This is a genomic window from Bradyrhizobium sp. th-b2, assembly GCF_000426785.1.
GTDB classification, from domain to species: domain Bacteria; phylum Pseudomonadota; class Alphaproteobacteria; order Rhizobiales; family Xanthobacteraceae; genus Bradyrhizobium; species Bradyrhizobium septentrionale.
On record NZ_AUGA01000007.1, the window covers coordinates 82,897 to 98,674 of the forward strand.

14 protein-coding genes and 1 riboswitch are annotated in these 15,778 nt (G+C 64.5%); of the genes, 4 read left to right on the plus strand and 10 right to left on the minus strand.

Annotated features, from left to right (window positions below; all coding sequences use genetic code 11):
- The first annotated feature begins 46 nt into the window (after positions 1 to 46).
- A complete protein-coding gene (locus tag K359_RS51810) occupies positions 47 to 460 on the plus strand; it encodes a peroxiredoxin (RefSeq protein ID WP_156928472.1) in 414 nt (137 codons plus the stop codon).
- Between the two features lie 117 nt (positions 461 to 577).
- Complete coding sequence (locus tag K359_RS0112890; protein WP_029079720.1) at positions 578 to 2,059, plus strand: aldehyde dehydrogenase; 1,482 nt, start codon at positions 578 to 580, stop codon at positions 2,057 to 2,059.
- Between the two features lie 78 nt (positions 2,060 to 2,137).
- Here K359_RS0112890 and K359_RS0112895 read toward each other — a convergent pair whose 3' ends face one another.
- The 4 genes from K359_RS0112895 to K359_RS63255 all read right to left on the minus strand — a co-directional run bounded on the left by K359_RS0112895 (position 2,138) and on the right by K359_RS63255 (position 5,620).
- Positions 2,138 to 2,983, minus strand: a complete 846-nt coding sequence (locus tag K359_RS0112895) for an SDR family NAD(P)-dependent oxidoreductase (protein ID WP_084518375.1) — start codon at positions 2,981 to 2,983, stop codon at positions 2,138 to 2,140.
- A 52-nt stretch (positions 2,984 to 3,035) separates the two neighbouring features.
- Positions 3,036 to 3,833, minus strand: coding sequence for an enoyl-CoA hydratase/isomerase family protein (locus K359_RS0112900; RefSeq protein ID WP_029079722.1), 798 nt, complete (start codon positions 3,831 to 3,833; stop codon positions 3,036 to 3,038).
- A gap of 24 nt (positions 3,834 to 3,857) precedes the next feature.
- Positions 3,858 to 4,670, minus strand: coding sequence for an amidohydrolase family protein (locus K359_RS0112905; RefSeq protein WP_035976517.1), 813 nt, complete (start codon positions 4,668 to 4,670; stop codon positions 3,858 to 3,860).
- Positions 4,671 to 4,786: 116 nt separating this feature from the next.
- A complete protein-coding gene (locus K359_RS63255; RefSeq protein WP_198031145.1) occupies positions 4,787 to 5,620 on the minus strand; it encodes an AraC family transcriptional regulator in 834 nt (277 codons plus the stop codon).
- Between the two features lie 340 nt (positions 5,621 to 5,960).
- Positions 5,961 to 6,046, plus strand: a riboswitch (ZMP/ZTP riboswitch).
- Positions 6,047 to 6,080: 34 nt separating this feature from the next.
- Here K359_RS63255 and glyA point away from each other — a divergent pair.
- Entirely contained in the window at positions 6,081 to 7,361 is a 1,281-nt protein-coding gene (gene glyA / locus K359_RS0112920) for a serine hydroxymethyltransferase (protein ID WP_029079725.1), read from the plus strand.
- A gap of 84 nt (positions 7,362 to 7,445) precedes the next feature.
- On the opposite strand, the gene K359_RS0112925 is transcribed toward glyA, so the two are convergent.
- The 6 genes from K359_RS0112925 to ftsE all read right to left on the minus strand — a co-directional run bounded on the left by K359_RS0112925 (position 7,446) and on the right by ftsE (position 14,721).
- Complete coding sequence (locus K359_RS0112925; protein ID WP_029079726.1) at positions 7,446 to 9,278, minus strand: PQQ-binding-like beta-propeller repeat protein; 1,833 nt, start codon at positions 9,276 to 9,278, stop codon at positions 7,446 to 7,448.
- 214 nt (positions 9,279 to 9,492) lie between these two features.
- On the minus strand, positions 9,493 to 11,106 hold the full coding sequence (locus tag K359_RS51815) for a hypothetical protein (RefSeq protein ID WP_156928474.1): 1,614 nt from the start codon (positions 11,104 to 11,106) through the stop codon (positions 9,493 to 9,495).
- A gap of 240 nt (positions 11,107 to 11,346) precedes the next feature.
- Positions 11,347 to 12,114 (minus strand): 1-acyl-sn-glycerol-3-phosphate acyltransferase, encoded by a 768-nt coding sequence (locus K359_RS0112935; protein ID WP_029079727.1) that lies wholly within the window; start codon positions 12,112 to 12,114, stop codon positions 11,347 to 11,349.
- 110 nt (positions 12,115 to 12,224) lie between these two features.
- Entirely contained in the window at positions 12,225 to 12,935 is a 711-nt protein-coding gene (locus K359_RS0112940) for a YdcF family protein (RefSeq protein WP_029079728.1), read from the minus strand.
- A 162-nt stretch (positions 12,936 to 13,097) separates the two neighbouring features.
- Complete coding sequence (locus K359_RS0112945) at positions 13,098 to 14,069, minus strand: ABC transporter permease (RefSeq protein ID WP_029079729.1); 972 nt, start codon at positions 14,067 to 14,069, stop codon at positions 13,098 to 13,100.
- Positions 14,062 to 14,721, minus strand: coding sequence for a cell division ATP-binding protein FtsE (gene ftsE / locus K359_RS0112950; protein WP_029079730.1), 660 nt, complete (start codon positions 14,719 to 14,721; stop codon positions 14,062 to 14,064). Before ftsE ends, K359_RS0112945 begins: the two co-directional genes overlap by 8 nt.
- 160 nt (positions 14,722 to 14,881) lie before the next feature.
- Between ftsE and K359_RS0112955 the strand changes: the two genes are divergently transcribed.
- Complete coding sequence (locus tag K359_RS0112955) at positions 14,882 to 15,745, plus strand: MJ0042-type zinc finger domain-containing protein (RefSeq protein ID WP_029079731.1); 864 nt, start codon at positions 14,882 to 14,884, stop codon at positions 15,743 to 15,745.
- The last annotated feature ends 33 nt before the right edge of the window (positions 15,746 to 15,778 follow it).

Here is a 15,778-nt window from a genome sequence, read left to right on the forward strand (position 1 = left end):
AGCACCGGAAATCGCCGCGTCACGCTAGTTCAACACCGGCGCCCCCCTGACCCTGGCGGCGCTGCGCGGCCGCCCGGTTCTGCTGCACGCCTTCCAGATGCTGTGCCCCGGCTGCGTCGCCCACGGCACGCCACAGACCCAACGCGCGTTCGAGCTGTTCAAGCATTCGGATTTGCAGGTGATCGGGCTGCACACCGTGTTCGAGCATCACGCGGCGATGACGGAGGTCGCGCTGGAGGCCTTCATCCACGAATACCGGCTGACCTTTCCAATCGGCGTCGACAAGGCCGGCGACGGCACGCCGATCCCCGTCACCATGCAGCGCTACGGCATGCAGGGAACGCCGACCAGCATCCTGATCGGCCGCGACGGCAATATCGTGCATCACGGCTTTGGGCAGCAGAGCGACATGGCGCTCGGCGCGATCATCGCAGCCGAGCTCGCCGCGCCGCGCGGTTGACGCCCCTGCCCGGCTGCAACCTATGCGCAGCCCTTGCACGCGGCAGCGTTGTGACGGCGTCGCGAAATGCGTGATACCGTTGCGCCAACCAGAACCGTCGCCCTGCGGGAGGATCTCATGAAGACCTATCAGCTCTATATCAATGGCCAGTATGTCGACCCCGCCAATGGCGAGTGGTTCGACACCATCGACCCCTATCGCGGCGAGGCTTGGGCGAAGATCCCGCGCGGCTCGGCCGCCGACGCCGACAAGGCGGTGAAGGCCGCCAATGAGGCGATGTGGAACGGCCCGTGGGCGAAGATGACGGCGTCGGCACGCGGCAAGGCGATGCGCAAGCTCGGCGACCTCGTCGCTGCGAACGCGGAACGTCTCGCCGAGATCGAGGTGCGCGACAACGGCAAGCTGATGGCCGAGATGCTGGGCCAGCTGCGCTACCATCCGGAATGGTGGTGGTACTTCGGCGGCCTCGTCGACAAGCTCGAGGGCGGCTTGGTGCCGATCGACAAGGCGGATACCTTCGCCTACACGACGCATGAACCGGTCGGCGTCGTCGCGGCACTCACCGCATGGAACTCGCCGCTGCTGTTCGTCGCCTGGAAATGCGCCGCCGCGCTCGCCGCCGGCTGCGCCGTGGTGGTCAAGCCGTCGGAATTCACCTCGGCCAGCACGCTGGAGTTCGCGGCGCTGACGAAAGAGGCCGGAATTCCCGACGGCATCTTCAGTGTGGTGACCGGCTTCGGGCCCGAGGCCGGCGCCGCGCTGATCTCGCATCCCGGCGTCGCAAAAATCACCTTCACCGGATCGGATACGACCGGCGCAAGAGTCTATGAGACGGCCGCCAAGAGCCTGAAGCGCGTCTCGCTCGAACTCGGCGGCAAGTCGCCCAACATCGTGTTCGAGGATGCCGACCTCACGGCGGCTGCGGCCGGCGCGATCTCCGGCATCTTCGCCGCGACCGGCCAGACCTGCATCGCAGGCTCCCGCCTCCTGGTGCAGAGCTCGATCAAGGAGAAGTTCGTCGCGCGCGTGCTGGAGCTGGCGAAATCGGCCAAGATCGGTGATCCCATGAAATCCGACACCAATGTCGGCCCGATCACGACGCCGGCGCAATACAAGAAGGTGCTCGACTATATCGATATCGCCAAGGCCGAGGGCGCGCGCTGCCTGCTCGGCGGCAGGCCGGCCACAGGCGAGGGCATCCAGGGCGGCCAGTTCGTCGAGCCGACGATTTTCACCGATGTCGACAACACCATGCGGATCGCGCGCGAGGAGGTGTTCGGGCCGGTGCTGTCGATCATCTCGTTCGACACCGAGGAAGACGCCATCCGGATCGCCAACGACACGATCTACGGCCTTGCCGCCGGCATCTGGACCAAGGATCTCGCGCGCGCCATCCGCGTGCCGAAGCAGCTGCGCGCCGGCACCGTCTGGGTGAACACCTACCGCGCCATCAGCTACATGATGCCGTTCGGCGGCATGAAGTTCTCCGGCGTCGGCCGCGAGAGCGGCATCGACGCGGTGCGCGAATATCAGGAAACCAAGAGCGTCTGGATCTCGACCGCGACGGACGTGCCGGCCAATCCATTCGTGATGCGTTGAGGGCGTGTTTTGGTCTCGCTTCGGTTCACCTCCTCCATCGGGGGTGAACCGAGTTGCAGTCCGAACACCCCAGGAAAGTTAATGCATAGCCATCGGATTTCCGCCGTCCACGACAATCGTTTGTCCCGTCACGCTGTCCATTCGGCAATAGGCCACCACGAGCTGAGCAATGTCATCGACGCTTCCGGTTTGTCCAAGCACTGACTGGGCGCGCGCCATCTGCCGCATTGCTTCGGGCACGCGCTCGGCCATGCGCGTTCCTTCGACCAAGCCGGGGGCGACACAGTTGACGGTCACTTCGGGCGACAATGTAACTGCCAGGCAATGCGTAAGATGGATCAATGCCGCTTTGCTGACCGCGTAAGCGATACTGCTGCCACCTGGTGCAACCCCGGCAATTGACGCGATATTGACAATGCGACCAGCCTTGTGCCGCCGAAGTTCAGAGGCAAAACCCCGCGCGAGCAGAAATGGTCCGCGAAGATTCGTTTCAAGAATCCTATCCCAGATCTCCGGCGTTAGCGCGTCGAGCTCCTTGAACGGGATGCCGACGTTCCACGCGGCGTTGTTGATCAGAATATCGATCCGGCCAAAATGGCCGGCCACGGCTTTGACGCATGCATCGATCGATTGGGGATCCCGCTGATCAAGCTGCACCGCCTGGCTGCGCCGGCCAGCCATCCGCAGCGCCTCGACCAATTCACCCGCGCGCGTCGCTTCCGCTACGTAGGAAACGGCAACGTCCGCACCGGCGGTGGCGAGAGCCTTGGTAATCGCCTCTCCAATTCCACCCGACCCGCCGGTGACCAATGCGACTTTTCCGTTGATATCCATGGCTCCCCCTCGTTCGCACGAACGGCAACGCTCAGGGTCAAAGATACACGTTTCAACGGAACCGGCAAAATTGCGCCTGAATGTCATCATGCGGCATCACCCTGCCGCCCGTGCTCGGCAATGCAAGCATCTGGTTGGCGGCCTAGGCAGGCAGCGGCCAGGTGACGTCCCTACCCTTCAGTTCCTTGTAGCGTCGGGTGTGGGCGCGGATGCTTCCGAGATCCGACATGCCGCGCGACAGCAGGTCCCGGTCGAGCCGCGCGGCGGCATCGATCGCCGTCATCGTGGTCGCCTGGAGCGCGCGCTTCGAAAACGCGTAGGCCGTGTAGCAATCCGGCGGTACCAACGCCGCCCAAGCGACGGCCGCGTAGAGCAGCTTGTCCGGCGCGACCGTCTGCTGGACGACGCCCAGTCGCGTCGCCGCGGCGAGATCGTAGACCTGACCAAACAGCGTCAATTCGCAAGCCGATCGCGGACCGATCGCATGCTTGATGATCTCACAGTAAATAGCCGGCATCGGGATGCCGATGGGTACCTCGTTCAGCGCGAACTGCAGCGGACCTTCGCTGGCGATCCGGTGATCGCAATCGATCGCGGTGATGAATCCACCTGCATAGGCATGGCCGTTGATCGCAGCCACCGTCGGCCTCGGATACGTGAAGAGACGGAGGTTCGTCGCGCGATATTCTTCGAACCAAGCATCGATCTCCTTGATCGATTGGCGCGCGAACAACGGGAAATGATGGTCGAGGTCGAGGCCCGCCGTGAACACCGCGCCCGATCCGGTCAACACGACGGCGCAATCGGCGAACTCGGATTCCAGGCGATCGAACGCCGCGTGTAGGTCGGCGAAGAAAGCCGGATTCTGCGCATTGACCTTGTTGGTGTTCATTGTCACTACGGCAACGTGCGGGTGCTTGCGTTCAATGATCCAGGGCATCGGTCATCCTATGGTTGCGAAAGATCAGGCAAGCTTGAACAGACGCCGCGCGTTGTCGGTTAAGAATGCCGAACGGGCGTCGACGCCGAGTTGGAGGTCGTCGAGACCGGCGAGGCACTCACCTGCGGGCCAGAAGGGATGGTTGGACCCGAAGAGAACCCGATGCCTTTTGTTGCCGCGCATATACCCGACGAGATCGGACGGGTAGCGGCTGACCTTGTAGGCCGATGTGTCGATGAAGACGTTCGGGTACTTCATGACGAGCGATAACATCTCGCCGAGCCACGGTACGCCGATATGGCCGCCGAGAATACGAAGCTCAGGAAATTCGAGCGCGACACGATCGAGATAGGGAATGGGACGCCCCGGTTCGGATTCGCGCAGAGGCCCCGCGTGTCCGACCTGCGTGCAGAACGGGATGTCGAGTTCGCAGCACTCCGCGAACAGAGGATAGTACCGGCGATCGTCCGGCGGCAGCCCCCACACCCAAGGCAGAACGCGCAGTCCCTTGAAGCCGTCTCTCTTCACGCGCAGCCTCAACTCTCGTACCGCGTCCATCGGGCGGAAGAGATCGACCGAAGCGATTCCGACGAAGCGGTCAGGGTGAGCCTGGCAGTGTTGGGCGACCTCGTCGTTACTGATCATCGGCCCGCCCGGACCGTGCCAGCCACAGAGCATGCCCATAGAAACGCCTGCACGATCCATCTCGGCAAGCGTGTCTCCGATAGGGGGCGCCGTTTCCGACCATTTGCCGGGTCTCCACCGACGCAACGACTCGAACATCGGATCCCCGATCCAGGCGGGATTCGGATGCTGCATCCAGGCGTCGATGATCATTCTGAGCTGCCCGCGTCTGACGATGGATCGAGGCGACGGCCCGCGACCTGCCAGCGTGAAAGGCGAACCTGCTCAACCGGACTCGGTCGTGGTCCCGAGTGGCCACACCGCCATCACTAGACGCGAGGATCGTTCGGCGTCTTGAAGAAATCGGACAGCCTGCGCACGGGGCCTGCCCCACGCCTGCCGGAACGCCCCGGGCGTGACACCGGCGTGTCGCCGAAACTCTCTGGTGAGGTGGGCCTGATCGAAAATCCGAGATCAGATGCAATCCCCGACAGACCATCGCCTCCGGCCGCGATTTCGTAGACCGAGCGACGGAAGCGCTGCACGGCAAGAAAACGCTTGGGCGGACAACCGGTCGACGTTCGCACTCGCCTCTGCACCGTCCGGACCGATTTACCGACATGGCCCGCCAGGTCGCTCACCCGACCATGCGGCGCATCCAGCGGGTCGCACCCCAGAATCGAGGGGGGCCTGGCCTTCCGCGCGAGCGCGAGTAACATCAGATCCACGCTGTCGAGGATGTCAAAGCACGATGGACTGTCCCGGACGATTCGCGCCAGCGCATCGCGACACGCGACGATCGTCGGATTGTGGACGCTCGGCGTTCCCGGCCAATTCGGTTTCAACTTGACGCCGACGATCCAACCGAAGAACGCCCTTCCTTTTCTTCTGCAATCGAGGCTCGGCTCGTTGAAGACCACTTTGCCGGCCGAATCGCCTTCCCGGAATACGAAGGCAAGCTCCTTGAGCGGGGAAGCGAATGATATCCGGCTTTCCGTCAGCCGCCCCCGGTCTTTCAGGATATAGATCGAGTCCACAAAGGCGGCCTGATCGTCGCGCGGTGCGAATTCAGCGTAGAACGAGGGATGGGCGAAGACGCTGTCTTCGCCTTTGTCCATTTTGATTGGACTAACGGTCATCAGTTTTCGACGCTTGATCGGCAATTTCTTGGTTCGCTGTTGAATGCACTTACGACTGATCTATCATACACCTCCGTAGCGGCAGTTTAAGCGCAAAGCCGCCGGCGTAGAACGTAGCCCATTGGTTCGCGATGAAGCTCGCATCAGCCCCAGGTCGGCTCTTCTGACAAGCAGCTGCTCGCCGGCACCGTGCGGGTGAACACCTCGCGCGCCTTCAGCTACATGATGCCGTTCAGCGGCATGATGTTTTCCGGCGTCGGCCACGAAAGTGGCATCGCCCTTGTCCGCGGTCATTGAACTGGTCGTTGCGAAAGGTCCGCCGGTCGGCTAAGTTCTGCCTCACGAAGAGTCTCCGTGCTCATTCGTCCTTTCGCGCGACTGGCGAGCCAACGTGGAATTGACCACGGTGAAGCGCGAAGGGTTTCAACGCCGATCGCCTGGGCAACCCATCTGCTGGAAAAACAGCGTGTTGAGGAGCCCGAGCATGCCGTCGTTTCGCAACGAACTGTCCATCAACGATCAAGAGATCGCCGCCGCCCTTGCGGGCGAAGAGCACCGTCAACAGGACGGCGTCGAACTGATTCCGTCCGAGAACTACACCTACCCGGAGGTGCTCGAACTGCTCGGCTCCGTCTTCACCAATAAATATTCGGAAGGGTATCCGGGACGCCGATACTACGGCGGCCAGCAGTATACGGACAACATCGAGAACCTCGCGCGGCAGCGGGCCTGCTCGCTGTTTCGTGCCGAGCACGCCAACGTTCAGCCGCTTTCCGGATCACCGATGAATCAGGCCGTCTATCTCGGCCTGTTGAATCCCGGCGACACCATTCTCGCCATGGACCTGTCCCATGGCGGTCATCTCACCCACGGCGCGCCGGTGTCCCACATGGGGCGCCTGTTCAACTTCATTCGCTACAAGACGGCGCCGTCAAACGGCGGCGCGATCGATTTCGACGCATTGCGCGCGATGGCGCGTGACGCGCGCCCGAAGATGGTGTTGTGCGGCTACAGCTCCTATCCGCGCGACCTCGACTATGCGGCATTCAAGAGCATTGCCGACGAAGTCGGCGCGCTCACGATGGCCGACGTCAGCCATTATGGCGGACTGGTTGCCGCTGACGTCATGCGCAATCCGCTCGATGCCGGCTTCGACGTCATGACGACGACATCCCACAAGTCGCTGCGCGGCCCCCGCGGCGGGATCATCCTGTGCCGCAAGGAACATGCCGGCCGGATCGATGCTTCGGTGTTTCCCGGTTTGCAGGGCGGACCTCACATGAACGTCGTGGCCGGGATTGCCGTGACGCTCAAGCGAGCGGCGACGGCGGATTTCCAGGCTTATGCGCGGCGGGTCTTGCGCAACGCGAAGGTGCTCGCCGGCGCGCTGATGGAGCGCGGGATGAAGCTGGTCACCGACGGGACGGACAATCACATGATGGTCGTTGATACGGCGGCATCCGTCGGGCTGGACGGGCGGGCCGCCGAGGACGTGCTCGATGCCATCGCCATCACCACCAACAAGCAAATCATTCCGGACGATCCGCGCCCGCCGCTCAGGCCGAGCGGCGTTCGCCTCGGGACGCCGGCGGCGACCACGCGCGGCATGGGGGAAGCCGAAATGCAGCGTATCGGCGGGTTCATCGCGGCGGCTCTGCGGGCGAACGGAGACGATACGGTCGTCGCGCGCCTCAGGTCGGAATGCACGGAGATGTGCCGGGCTTTTCCTGTTCCGGGCGTTGTGTCCGGGTCCGCACCGAACTGACCGGCGGCACACCGGCAACCGCAATTTGGCGCGCAGATGCGCAGAACGGAGTTGGGCGCCGGCGCCCAACTTCGGATGCGCCCATCAGGGATTGCCGACCTCGAAGGCCAGCAGAACGTTGCCGGGCAATCCGCTCCACTGCGCGTAGCCGGAATTGACGTACAGCATGTGATCCACAACGATCGGGCCGGGCCCGTCCATGGCACCGCCACGGGCCGCAACGCCATTCACCGTGGTGTAGTCGCGGGCGGTGTCGATCTCCCAAAGCAGCCGTGCGTCATCGGTTGCATAGGCGCGCAAGAAGCCGCTCACGCCGCCCGAGAACACGACGCCGGGAATGACAGTGATCGCGGCCGACAGCGCCGGGCTGCACTGGGGGCGGTCGCCACAGGCCACCGGCGCGACCTGCATCGTGATCTTCCCGGTCACAAGATCCAGCCCGAACAGGCCGCCACCTTCGCTTGAATTCAGACGCCTCGTGCCGTCCCTTAGAAACCGCACGTCCGAATTGGCGACATAGATCCGGTCCTGGTCCGCAGCCGAGCCCCATTCGGTCCCGCCCAACGGGCCGCCCTGGCCGATCCGCGTCTGCCACAGGATCTTGCCCTCATGGTCGGGATCCAGCGCATGGACCACGCCGGATTTCTGGCCGATCACCAGCGCGCGTTGCCCGCTGCGCAGGCTCACCAGGATGGGCGATTGGCCGAAGTCGTGGTCGGGGCCGCGACTATCGGGACAATTCGACTGGTCGGCGCCGAAACACGCAACGACGAAGCTGTCCCTGGGCGTGGCCTGCTGATGCCAAAGCATCCGGCCGGTCGCCAGATCGAATGCGAGGACGGCATCGCTCGTGTCGGTTGCCGGGTCGGCATAGCTGTTCGACGTCGCGACATAGAGCGCCTGGCGCTGCACGTCGATCGTCGGCGCGGACCAGACCGACGCTCCGGCCGGACCGAACAGCTGGGTGCCGATGGCGTTCGCCTTGGTCGGATGCGGCGCTTCAGGGATGGTGTAGCTCTTCCAGATCTGCGCGCCGGTCTCGGCGTTGAGCGCAACAACGCTGCCGCGAAACGTGCAGCATTGGTAGGTCGGCCGCGACCCCGTGGCCTCCTCGATCGATGAAACCCCGACATAGACGACGCCGGAATGGAAGACTGGCGCGCCGGTGATCCGGGCGGCCAGATGATCGTCGGCCCTGCTCTTCCAAATCAGCGCGCCGGTCACGGCATTCACGGCGTAGACGTTGGCGAACAGATCGCCAAAGAAGATGGCGGGCTGGCCGTTGTCCAGCGGGGCAAAACTGATCGCGGTCCGGACCGCCGCCTCGGTCGGAAACACCCAGCGGGTGCATCCGCTTTTGGCGTCGAGGGCGTGCACCTTGCGGTCGCCGCCGCCGACAAACAGCACGCCGCCGACGACCGTCGGCTGAGCGAAGGCTGTGGACGTGTTCGGGAATCCGAACGCCCATTTCAGACGTAATCGGGGGACTTCATCTGGCGTGAGGCCGGCCGTTGCCGCCGGCTGAAACCGGCTGTTGTTGAGATCCGCGCCCCAACCGTTCCACCCTGGCCCATCGATCGGTTGTGGAAAGCCGGCCTCGCTCGGCGCGCATTGGCCCGCATTCTCAGTCGACGCATGCGACGCGGCCTTGCCGGTGACGAGCGAGGCGACCGCCGCGCGCTCGTCACCGGTCAGCCCCTGCGCGAAGGATGCCATCGCGCCCGTGGTGATCGCACCCAGAACCTCGTCGAACGATTTTGCCTGCAGCGCGGCGCGGCTCGGCACGCGACTATCCGCGTTGCCGCTGTCGTGGCACTGCGCGCAGCGTTGCGCGTAGAGCGCGGCGGCGCGTTGCTGCGCTGTCGCCGGGAGGCAAGACCAGATCAGGATGACGGCCGTCGCAGCAACCAGTTTCATCGTCGTTCACCAGCGTTGCTGTTGATGACAAGAACGATGGCAGCCTAGCAGAACCCGGATGGTTGCCAATCCCGCCCGATTACCGAGCTAGCCGAGCGACAAGCCGGCGGTTGAGCCGCCGCTTGTGCTCCTTCGTAACCGCCGACCCGGATGACGCCGGCCGCGTCACCCCCCTTGCACACGGAGCCAGCAGAGCTCCGGTCACTACGGACGATCAGTGACCCGCCGCGATCCTGGTTGGACCGCAGACATCGTCCTGCGGGTTTTTGCCGTCGTCATTGCCGCGGCCACGGTCCTTCATCCGGCCATGATCGCCGTCGCAATTGACGGGAGCGAACGACACGCCGCGATAGACCATGCCGAAGGCCGGCGGCACGACGACATCGAAGGCCTCATTCGCCGGAAGCGCCGTCGCCGCCACCTTGTCCGTGATGGCGACCACCAGATTCGGATCGGCGCCGGGCTCGACCGAATTGCTCGCCGTCGACGTCACGGCGAAGATCGTCGCCGTGCCGTTGCGGTTCACGCGGCCGGTGATGTTGCGCAGGCCGCCCGTTGCCGGGTCAGTCGGATATCCCTTCACATGATAGGCCGTGCCGAGGTTCAGCCCCTTCTGCAGCGTATAAGCAAGGCTCCAGCTGCCGTTCGCATAGACCCATTTCTGAAGGCCCGCCGTCGGTGAGGTTGCCGCGTCGGCCAGATTGCCGTCACCCTCCTGGGCGACATAAAGCGTCGTCGCATTGGCAAACCAGATGCCGAAGGGATAGAAGCCGTTCGCGCCGGAGTTCACCGAAGGATTGCTCGGGAAACCCGGAAGAATGCTGAACGCTGTCGAAGAAGCCGTCTCCCGGGTCGGGAGAACTCCCGGCGCGCCGACCTGATAGACCGTGTTGATGCCGTTGCTTCCGCTGCCCTTGGTTACGTAGAGCGTGTTGTCAGAGATCGCGAGACCGCGGAAATTGTCGTCCTTGCCGGACTTGTCCGCGGCAAAGCCCAGCTGGCCGACGGAGAAGCCGAACTGAAAGCCGTTCTTGCTGCCGGGCGTTCCCTGCTGCACGCCAACCACGGTGTCAGAACCATCGCTACCCGGCGTCGCGAGTTGAACGCCGGTGTCATTGACGATCAGCACCGGCTGGGTGCCGCTGCCGTTGCCGGCATTGCCGACCGTGAAATACTGGTCGGCCCGGGTGCCATTGACTTTGTTGGCGCGGATCGCGCCGCGGCCATTGTCGCCGCTATAAACGTTGACCTTGGTCCGGTGCAATGACCCGTCGAAACCGAGTTCCGCCACCACGCGTGCATGCACGCTGGTGTCCGGATTGGTGGGATCGACATGGTTGGGTGAATTGGAGTTGGAAACGTCCAGCTCGTTCACTGCGGCGTCGTAGCCCATGAATGTCACGGCCTTGCCGTCGGGCGACAAATGGAGCGACAATTCGGACTTGGAGCTGAAGCTCGTCACCGCCACGTCCGCCGGCACGGTCAGCGCGCCGATTTCGCGAAGGCGATCGCTTTCCAGATGATACCTCTTGATCACGACCGGCGCAGTCACGCCGAAGTTCGAATCAACAGCCACATTGTTGAAGACCGTCGGATAGGTGCCGTCAGCCACCGCCTTCCCGCCGGTCGGCAGGGTCTGGCCCACGGCGACGGTCGACGGCTTGCCCGCGTAGAGCGCGCCGCTGACGAGCAATTCGTGCGAATTGCCTGCAGTCTGGGAAAAGGCCGGATGGACTGCGAACAGCACCGGTGAGAGAGCCGTCCCCGCGATCAGGCACCGGACAATTGCGCGGCCGATTGTTTGTGGTGTGGAGATTGTCTTGAACATCCGAGAGCCCCCATTTTTTGAAGATCAAAATGGATTGCTCATAAGCGGCGGATCGCAACACTGCTGTGACAGATCTCCGACTGTCGCGTTCACGTTTCGGAAAATGTTGATGCGATCCACCGATGGTTACAGAGGGCGGTTGGCCGGCAATCTTCCGAAACAATAGGGATGGAGATTGAGCGGCCATCCAGCCGTGGGACGACCGCTTCGGGCACGGCGATTTGTGGAAAGGCTTCCGCCCTAACCCTTCGCCTCGCTCGGCACGCCGCCGAACAATTGCGCCTGCTCGGCACGGCCGGCCTCGACGATGCGGCTGGTGGCGGTCTCGATCTGGTCGCGCAGGCGGGTCATGAACTCGTCGCGCGGCAAACCCGGCGGCAACGGATCGAGGAATTCGACCACCAGCGTGCCGGGATAGCGCATGAAGGTGCGGCGCGGCCAGAACAGCCCGGAATTGAGCGCGACCGGCAGGCACGGCACGCCGCTCTCGCCATAGATCTGCGCGACGCCGGCCTTGTAGTTCGGCACAGCACCGGGCGCGGTGCGCGTGCCCTCGGGAAAGATCACGAGCTGACGGCCAAGCTTCACCTCGGTCGCCGCGCGCTTCAGCGTCTTGATCAGCGAGCGCGGGCCACCGCCACGCTCCACCGAGATCATGCCGACCTTCTTGAGGTACCAGCCGAACACCGGGATCATCATCAGCTCGCGCTTGAGGATGAACAGCGGATGGTCGAAGAAGCGCACCAGCGCAAACGTCTCCCAGAACGACTGGTGCTTCGAGGCGATCACCAGCGGTCCCTTCGGAATCTTCTCGACGCCGCGAAACTCGATCATGATGTTGCAGACCACGCGCATCAGGAACAGGCTGATGCTGGCCCAGGCGGCTTCGAGTGCCATCATCGCGCCGCGCGGCAGCAGCAGCGCCGGCAGCGCGACGATGCAGAGCACGACCAGCACCAGATAGAACAGCACGTTGAAGATCAGCGAGCGCAGGAAGATCGACGTCATTCTCAACACTATCCTCTACACCGTCATTCCGGGATAGTGCGCAAGCACCAGACCCGGAATCTCGAGATTCCGGGTTCGCTTCGCGCCCCGGAATGACGGTGCCTGATACATTAGTTCGCCTGCGCCGTCGCCGGGCGGCGCGGTGCGGCTGCCGGCTCGGCGAGATCGGAGGTCAGGTCGAGGCCGATATCGGCGAGCCGCACCCGGACCTCCGCGGCGACATATTTGGCGTATTCCGATAGCAAGAGACGGAAGGTTCCGCCACTGGTCCACCACGGCTCATCGCGCCATTTGTCGCCCACCACGGCGAACGGGATCAGCGTGACGTCGGGCATCGCATGTGACAGTTCCACGATCGCGCGCGGCATGTGGTAGTTCGAGGTCACCACGATCAGCGATTTGAAGCCGCGCTCGCGCGCCCAGCGCCGCGTCTCCGCCGCATTGCTGCGGGTGTTGACCGCCGAGCGGTCGAGATCGACGCAGCAGCTCATCAGCCCCCGACTGTCGGGCACCGAGCGGGAGATGTCACCGGCGTCGTTGGTCGGGTGCACGCCCGAGATCAACAGCCGCTTGCCGTAGCCTGCGGCGAGCAATTCCATCGCGTCCGACACCCGCGACGAGCCGCCGGTCAGCACCACGATGCCGTCGGCATTGTGCGGCGGGTCGCTCTCGACGCCGCGCAATTGCGAGAGGAAGCCGACAAAGCCCAGCGCCGCGGCAACGAAGCCGAACGCCAGCGGCGCGACGATGACGGCGCGCAGCCAGCCGCGCGGGCGCGCGGCATGGCCATTCGGCGACGTATCGTCGGACTGCAAACTCATGTGATGCGGTTACCCTTCCCCCCGGGCGATTTTAATGCATGAACTGGAAAAGTGGAAACCCGGTTTTGCCGTGACGACGGCTGCGCGAATACGCGCGGGATCACACTCTGGCGGCGAAACGCGATCACGCGACTGACCTCATGGTTGCGCTGTCGTGCGCCGTCAGTCGATGTCGTCGAGCGTGGCGAACAAAGTGCGCCGCGACGCCCAGGCGGTGATCGCCGCGATCAGCACCGCCTGCATCGCCAGCACCAGATAGCCCGACGGGCGCAGCGAGAACGTGCCGAGCAGCGCCGCGAACTGGTCGCCCACCGGCGTGCCGGAGAACCAGTTGGCGATCGACTCGGAGAAGCCGAACGCCAGCATCGCCGCACCGCCGCCGATCAACCCGCCTTCAAGGCCGAGCCGAAGGAAATGCCGCAGGAAGCGGTTGGCGATGTAGCTGTCGCCGGCGCCGACGAAATGCAGCACCTCGACGATCGGACGGTTGGACGCCATCGCGCCGCGGGTCGCAAACGACACCGAGATGATGGTGGCGATGATCACGAGGATCAGGATGCCGACGCCGGCAAACACGGTGGCGCCGGTCATCGAGCGCATGCGCTCGATCCAGGCGCGGTGGTCGTCGACGCTTGCGGTCGGCGCCACCTGCGTCACCCGCGCGCGCAGCGCGGCGAGATCGAGCGTGGTGCCGGGCTGCACCCGCGCCACGATGACGCGCGGCACCGGCAGTTCCTCGATCGAGAGCCCGCTGCCGAGCCACGGCTCCAGCAGCTTGGCGGATTCCTCCTTGCTGAACGGCCGGACCTCGAGAATGCCGGACTGCGCCCGCATCGCATCCGCAGCCGCCTGCGCGTCGCGATCGAGGTCGCGGCCCGGCGAGGGGCGCACCTGGATGGTGATCTCGCTCGACACTTCGGACTGCCATTCGGCCGCGGATGCACTGACCAAGAGCACGGTGCCCGTCGTCAGCGAGGCGAGGAAGGTCATGATCGCGACCACCGCGACCAGCGCGCGGCCCGAGATCGAGGCGCGCGGCACGATCGGCGACATGTTGCGCGCCGTGGCCGGGACCTGCGGGCGTTCGCGCCCGAGATCGACCAACGACACTTTCTCGTCGCCGCTCCTACTCATAGATGTGCAGCCGTCCCTGATGCAGCACCAGCCGCCGCGCCTCGTATTGATCCATCAGCGTGATGTCGTGGGTCGCGATGATAACAGCGGTGCCCGATTTGTTGAGCTCGATGAACAGCCGCAACAGGCGGCGCCCGAGCGTCGGATCGACACTGCCGGTCGGCTCGTCCGCCAGCAGCAATTGCGGCCGCGAGATCACCGCGCGCGCGATCGCCGCGCGCTGCTTCTCGCCGCCCGATAGAATCGGCGGCAGCGCATCCATGCGCTCGCCGAGGCCGACCCATTTCAGGAGGTCGATCACCTCGCGGCGGTAGCTCGATTCGTCGCGGCCCATCACCCGGAACGGCAGCGCGACATTCTCGTAGGTCGTCATGTGGTCGAGCAGGCGAAAATCCTGCAGCACGATACCGATCCGTTTGCGCAGGTCGGCGACCTGGTCCTTGCTCAGCAGCGAGACGTCCTTGCCGAACAGATTGACCAGCCCGCGGGTCGGCCGCAGCGACAGGAACAACAGCCGCAGCAGCGAGGTCTTGCCGGCGCCGGACGGGCCGGTGAGGAACTGGAACGAATGCGCCGGGATCATGAACGAGAGGTCGCGCAAAATCTCCGGGCCGAGCCCGTAGCGCAAACCGACATTTTCGAACCGAACCAATGCGCTAGCTCCGTTCGAGAGGGCCGATGGCCGAGTACCCCATACTGCCGGCCGACCGGCCGCGAACCGCACAGAAAGGTTGTGCGTCAGTTATGGTTTCCGATTCGTTAACGGTCGCTAAGTAGCATCCGGGCATACCACACGGTGGAGATTCGGCTCCATGCATATCGTTTGCCCGCATTGTACAACATCCTACGCCATCAATCCGGCCACCCTGGGGGAGGCCGGGCGCAGCGTCCGTTGTTCCCGCTGCCGGGAGGTTTGGCTGGCCCGGCCGGAGGACGCCGTCGGGGTGACGGCGCCCGCCTTGGCCCATCAGTCCGCCGGCTCCGATCTCGCCGCCGAATGGGACACGATGGGCCGGGAGGAGGCTGACGAGACCCCGGTGGTCGAAAGCCCCTCGATTTCAGCCGATTTGCCCAGCGAGAGCGACGCCACCGCGTGGCCGGCGGTCGCCGCGGCGGATGCCGCTGCCCATGCCGACGGCCAGGAGGTGACCGGAACCAAGCGCCGCTTCCGCCTGCCGCGGCTTCCCCGCCTGTTCCGGCTGCCCTCCCTGCCCCGAATTCCCTTCATGCCCGTGATCGGCGCCCTGCCGACCACCTGCGGCGCCATGGCCGCGCTGATCATCGCGCTGTTCGTCTGGCGCAACGACGTGGTGCGGCTGCTGCCGCAGACCGCCCTGTTCTACAAGATGGTCGGGCTCGACGTGAATCTGCGCGGGCTCGCCTTCAAGGACCTCAAGATCACCAACGAGACCGTGGACGGCAAGCCGGTGCTGGTGATCGAGGGCATGATCGTCGGCCAGACCAGGAAGCCGGTCGAATTGCCGCGGCTGCGCTTCTCGGTCCGCGACGCGCAGGGCGCGGAAATCTATGCCTGGAATGCGGTACTGGAGCAGCCGGTGCTCAATCCCGGCGAGCGCGCCTTCTTCAAGTCGCGCCTCGCCTCGCCGCCGCCCGAAGGCCGCAATATCGACGTACGCTTTTTCAACAAGCACGATCTCACCGGCGGCCGGGCCTGAGCCGCCGGCAAACACTCTCGGAAACCGACCCAT

Coding starts and splice junctions, on each gene's coding strand:
- K359_RS0112890 (WP_029079720.1), top strand. CDS start 578: ATGAAGACCTATCAGCTCTATATCAATGGCCAGTATGTCGACCCCGCC.
- K359_RS0112895 (WP_084518375.1), bottom strand. CDS start 2,983: ATGATGACATTCAGGCGCAATTTTGCCGGTTCCGTTGAAACGTGTATC.
- K359_RS0112900 (WP_029079722.1), bottom strand. CDS start 3,833: ATGCCCTGGATCATTGAACGCAAGCACCCGCACGTTGCCGTAGTGACA.
- K359_RS0112905 (WP_035976517.1), bottom strand. CDS start 4,670: ATGATCATCGACGCCTGGATGCAGCATCCGAATCCCGCCTGGATCGGG.
- glyA (WP_029079725.1), top strand. CDS start 6,081: ATGCCGTCGTTTCGCAACGAACTGTCCATCAACGATCAAGAGATCGCC.
- K359_RS0112925 (WP_029079726.1), bottom strand. CDS start 9,278: ATGAAACTGGTTGCTGCGACGGCCGTCATCCTGATCTGGTCTTGCCTC.
- K359_RS51815 (WP_156928474.1), bottom strand. CDS start 11,106: ATGTTCAAGACAATCTCCACACCACAAACAATCGGCCGCGCAATTGTC.
- K359_RS0112935 (WP_029079727.1), bottom strand. CDS start 12,114: ATGACGTCGATCTTCCTGCGCTCGCTGATCTTCAACGTGCTGTTCTAT.
- K359_RS0112940 (WP_029079728.1), bottom strand. CDS start 12,935: ATGAGTTTGCAGTCCGACGATACGTCGCCGAATGGCCATGCCGCGCGC.
- K359_RS0112945 (WP_029079729.1), bottom strand. CDS start 14,069: ATGAGTAGGAGCGGCGACGAGAAAGTGTCGTTGGTCGATCTCGGGCGC.
- K359_RS0112955 (WP_029079731.1), top strand. CDS start 14,882: ATGCATATCGTTTGCCCGCATTGTACAACATCCTACGCCATCAATCCG.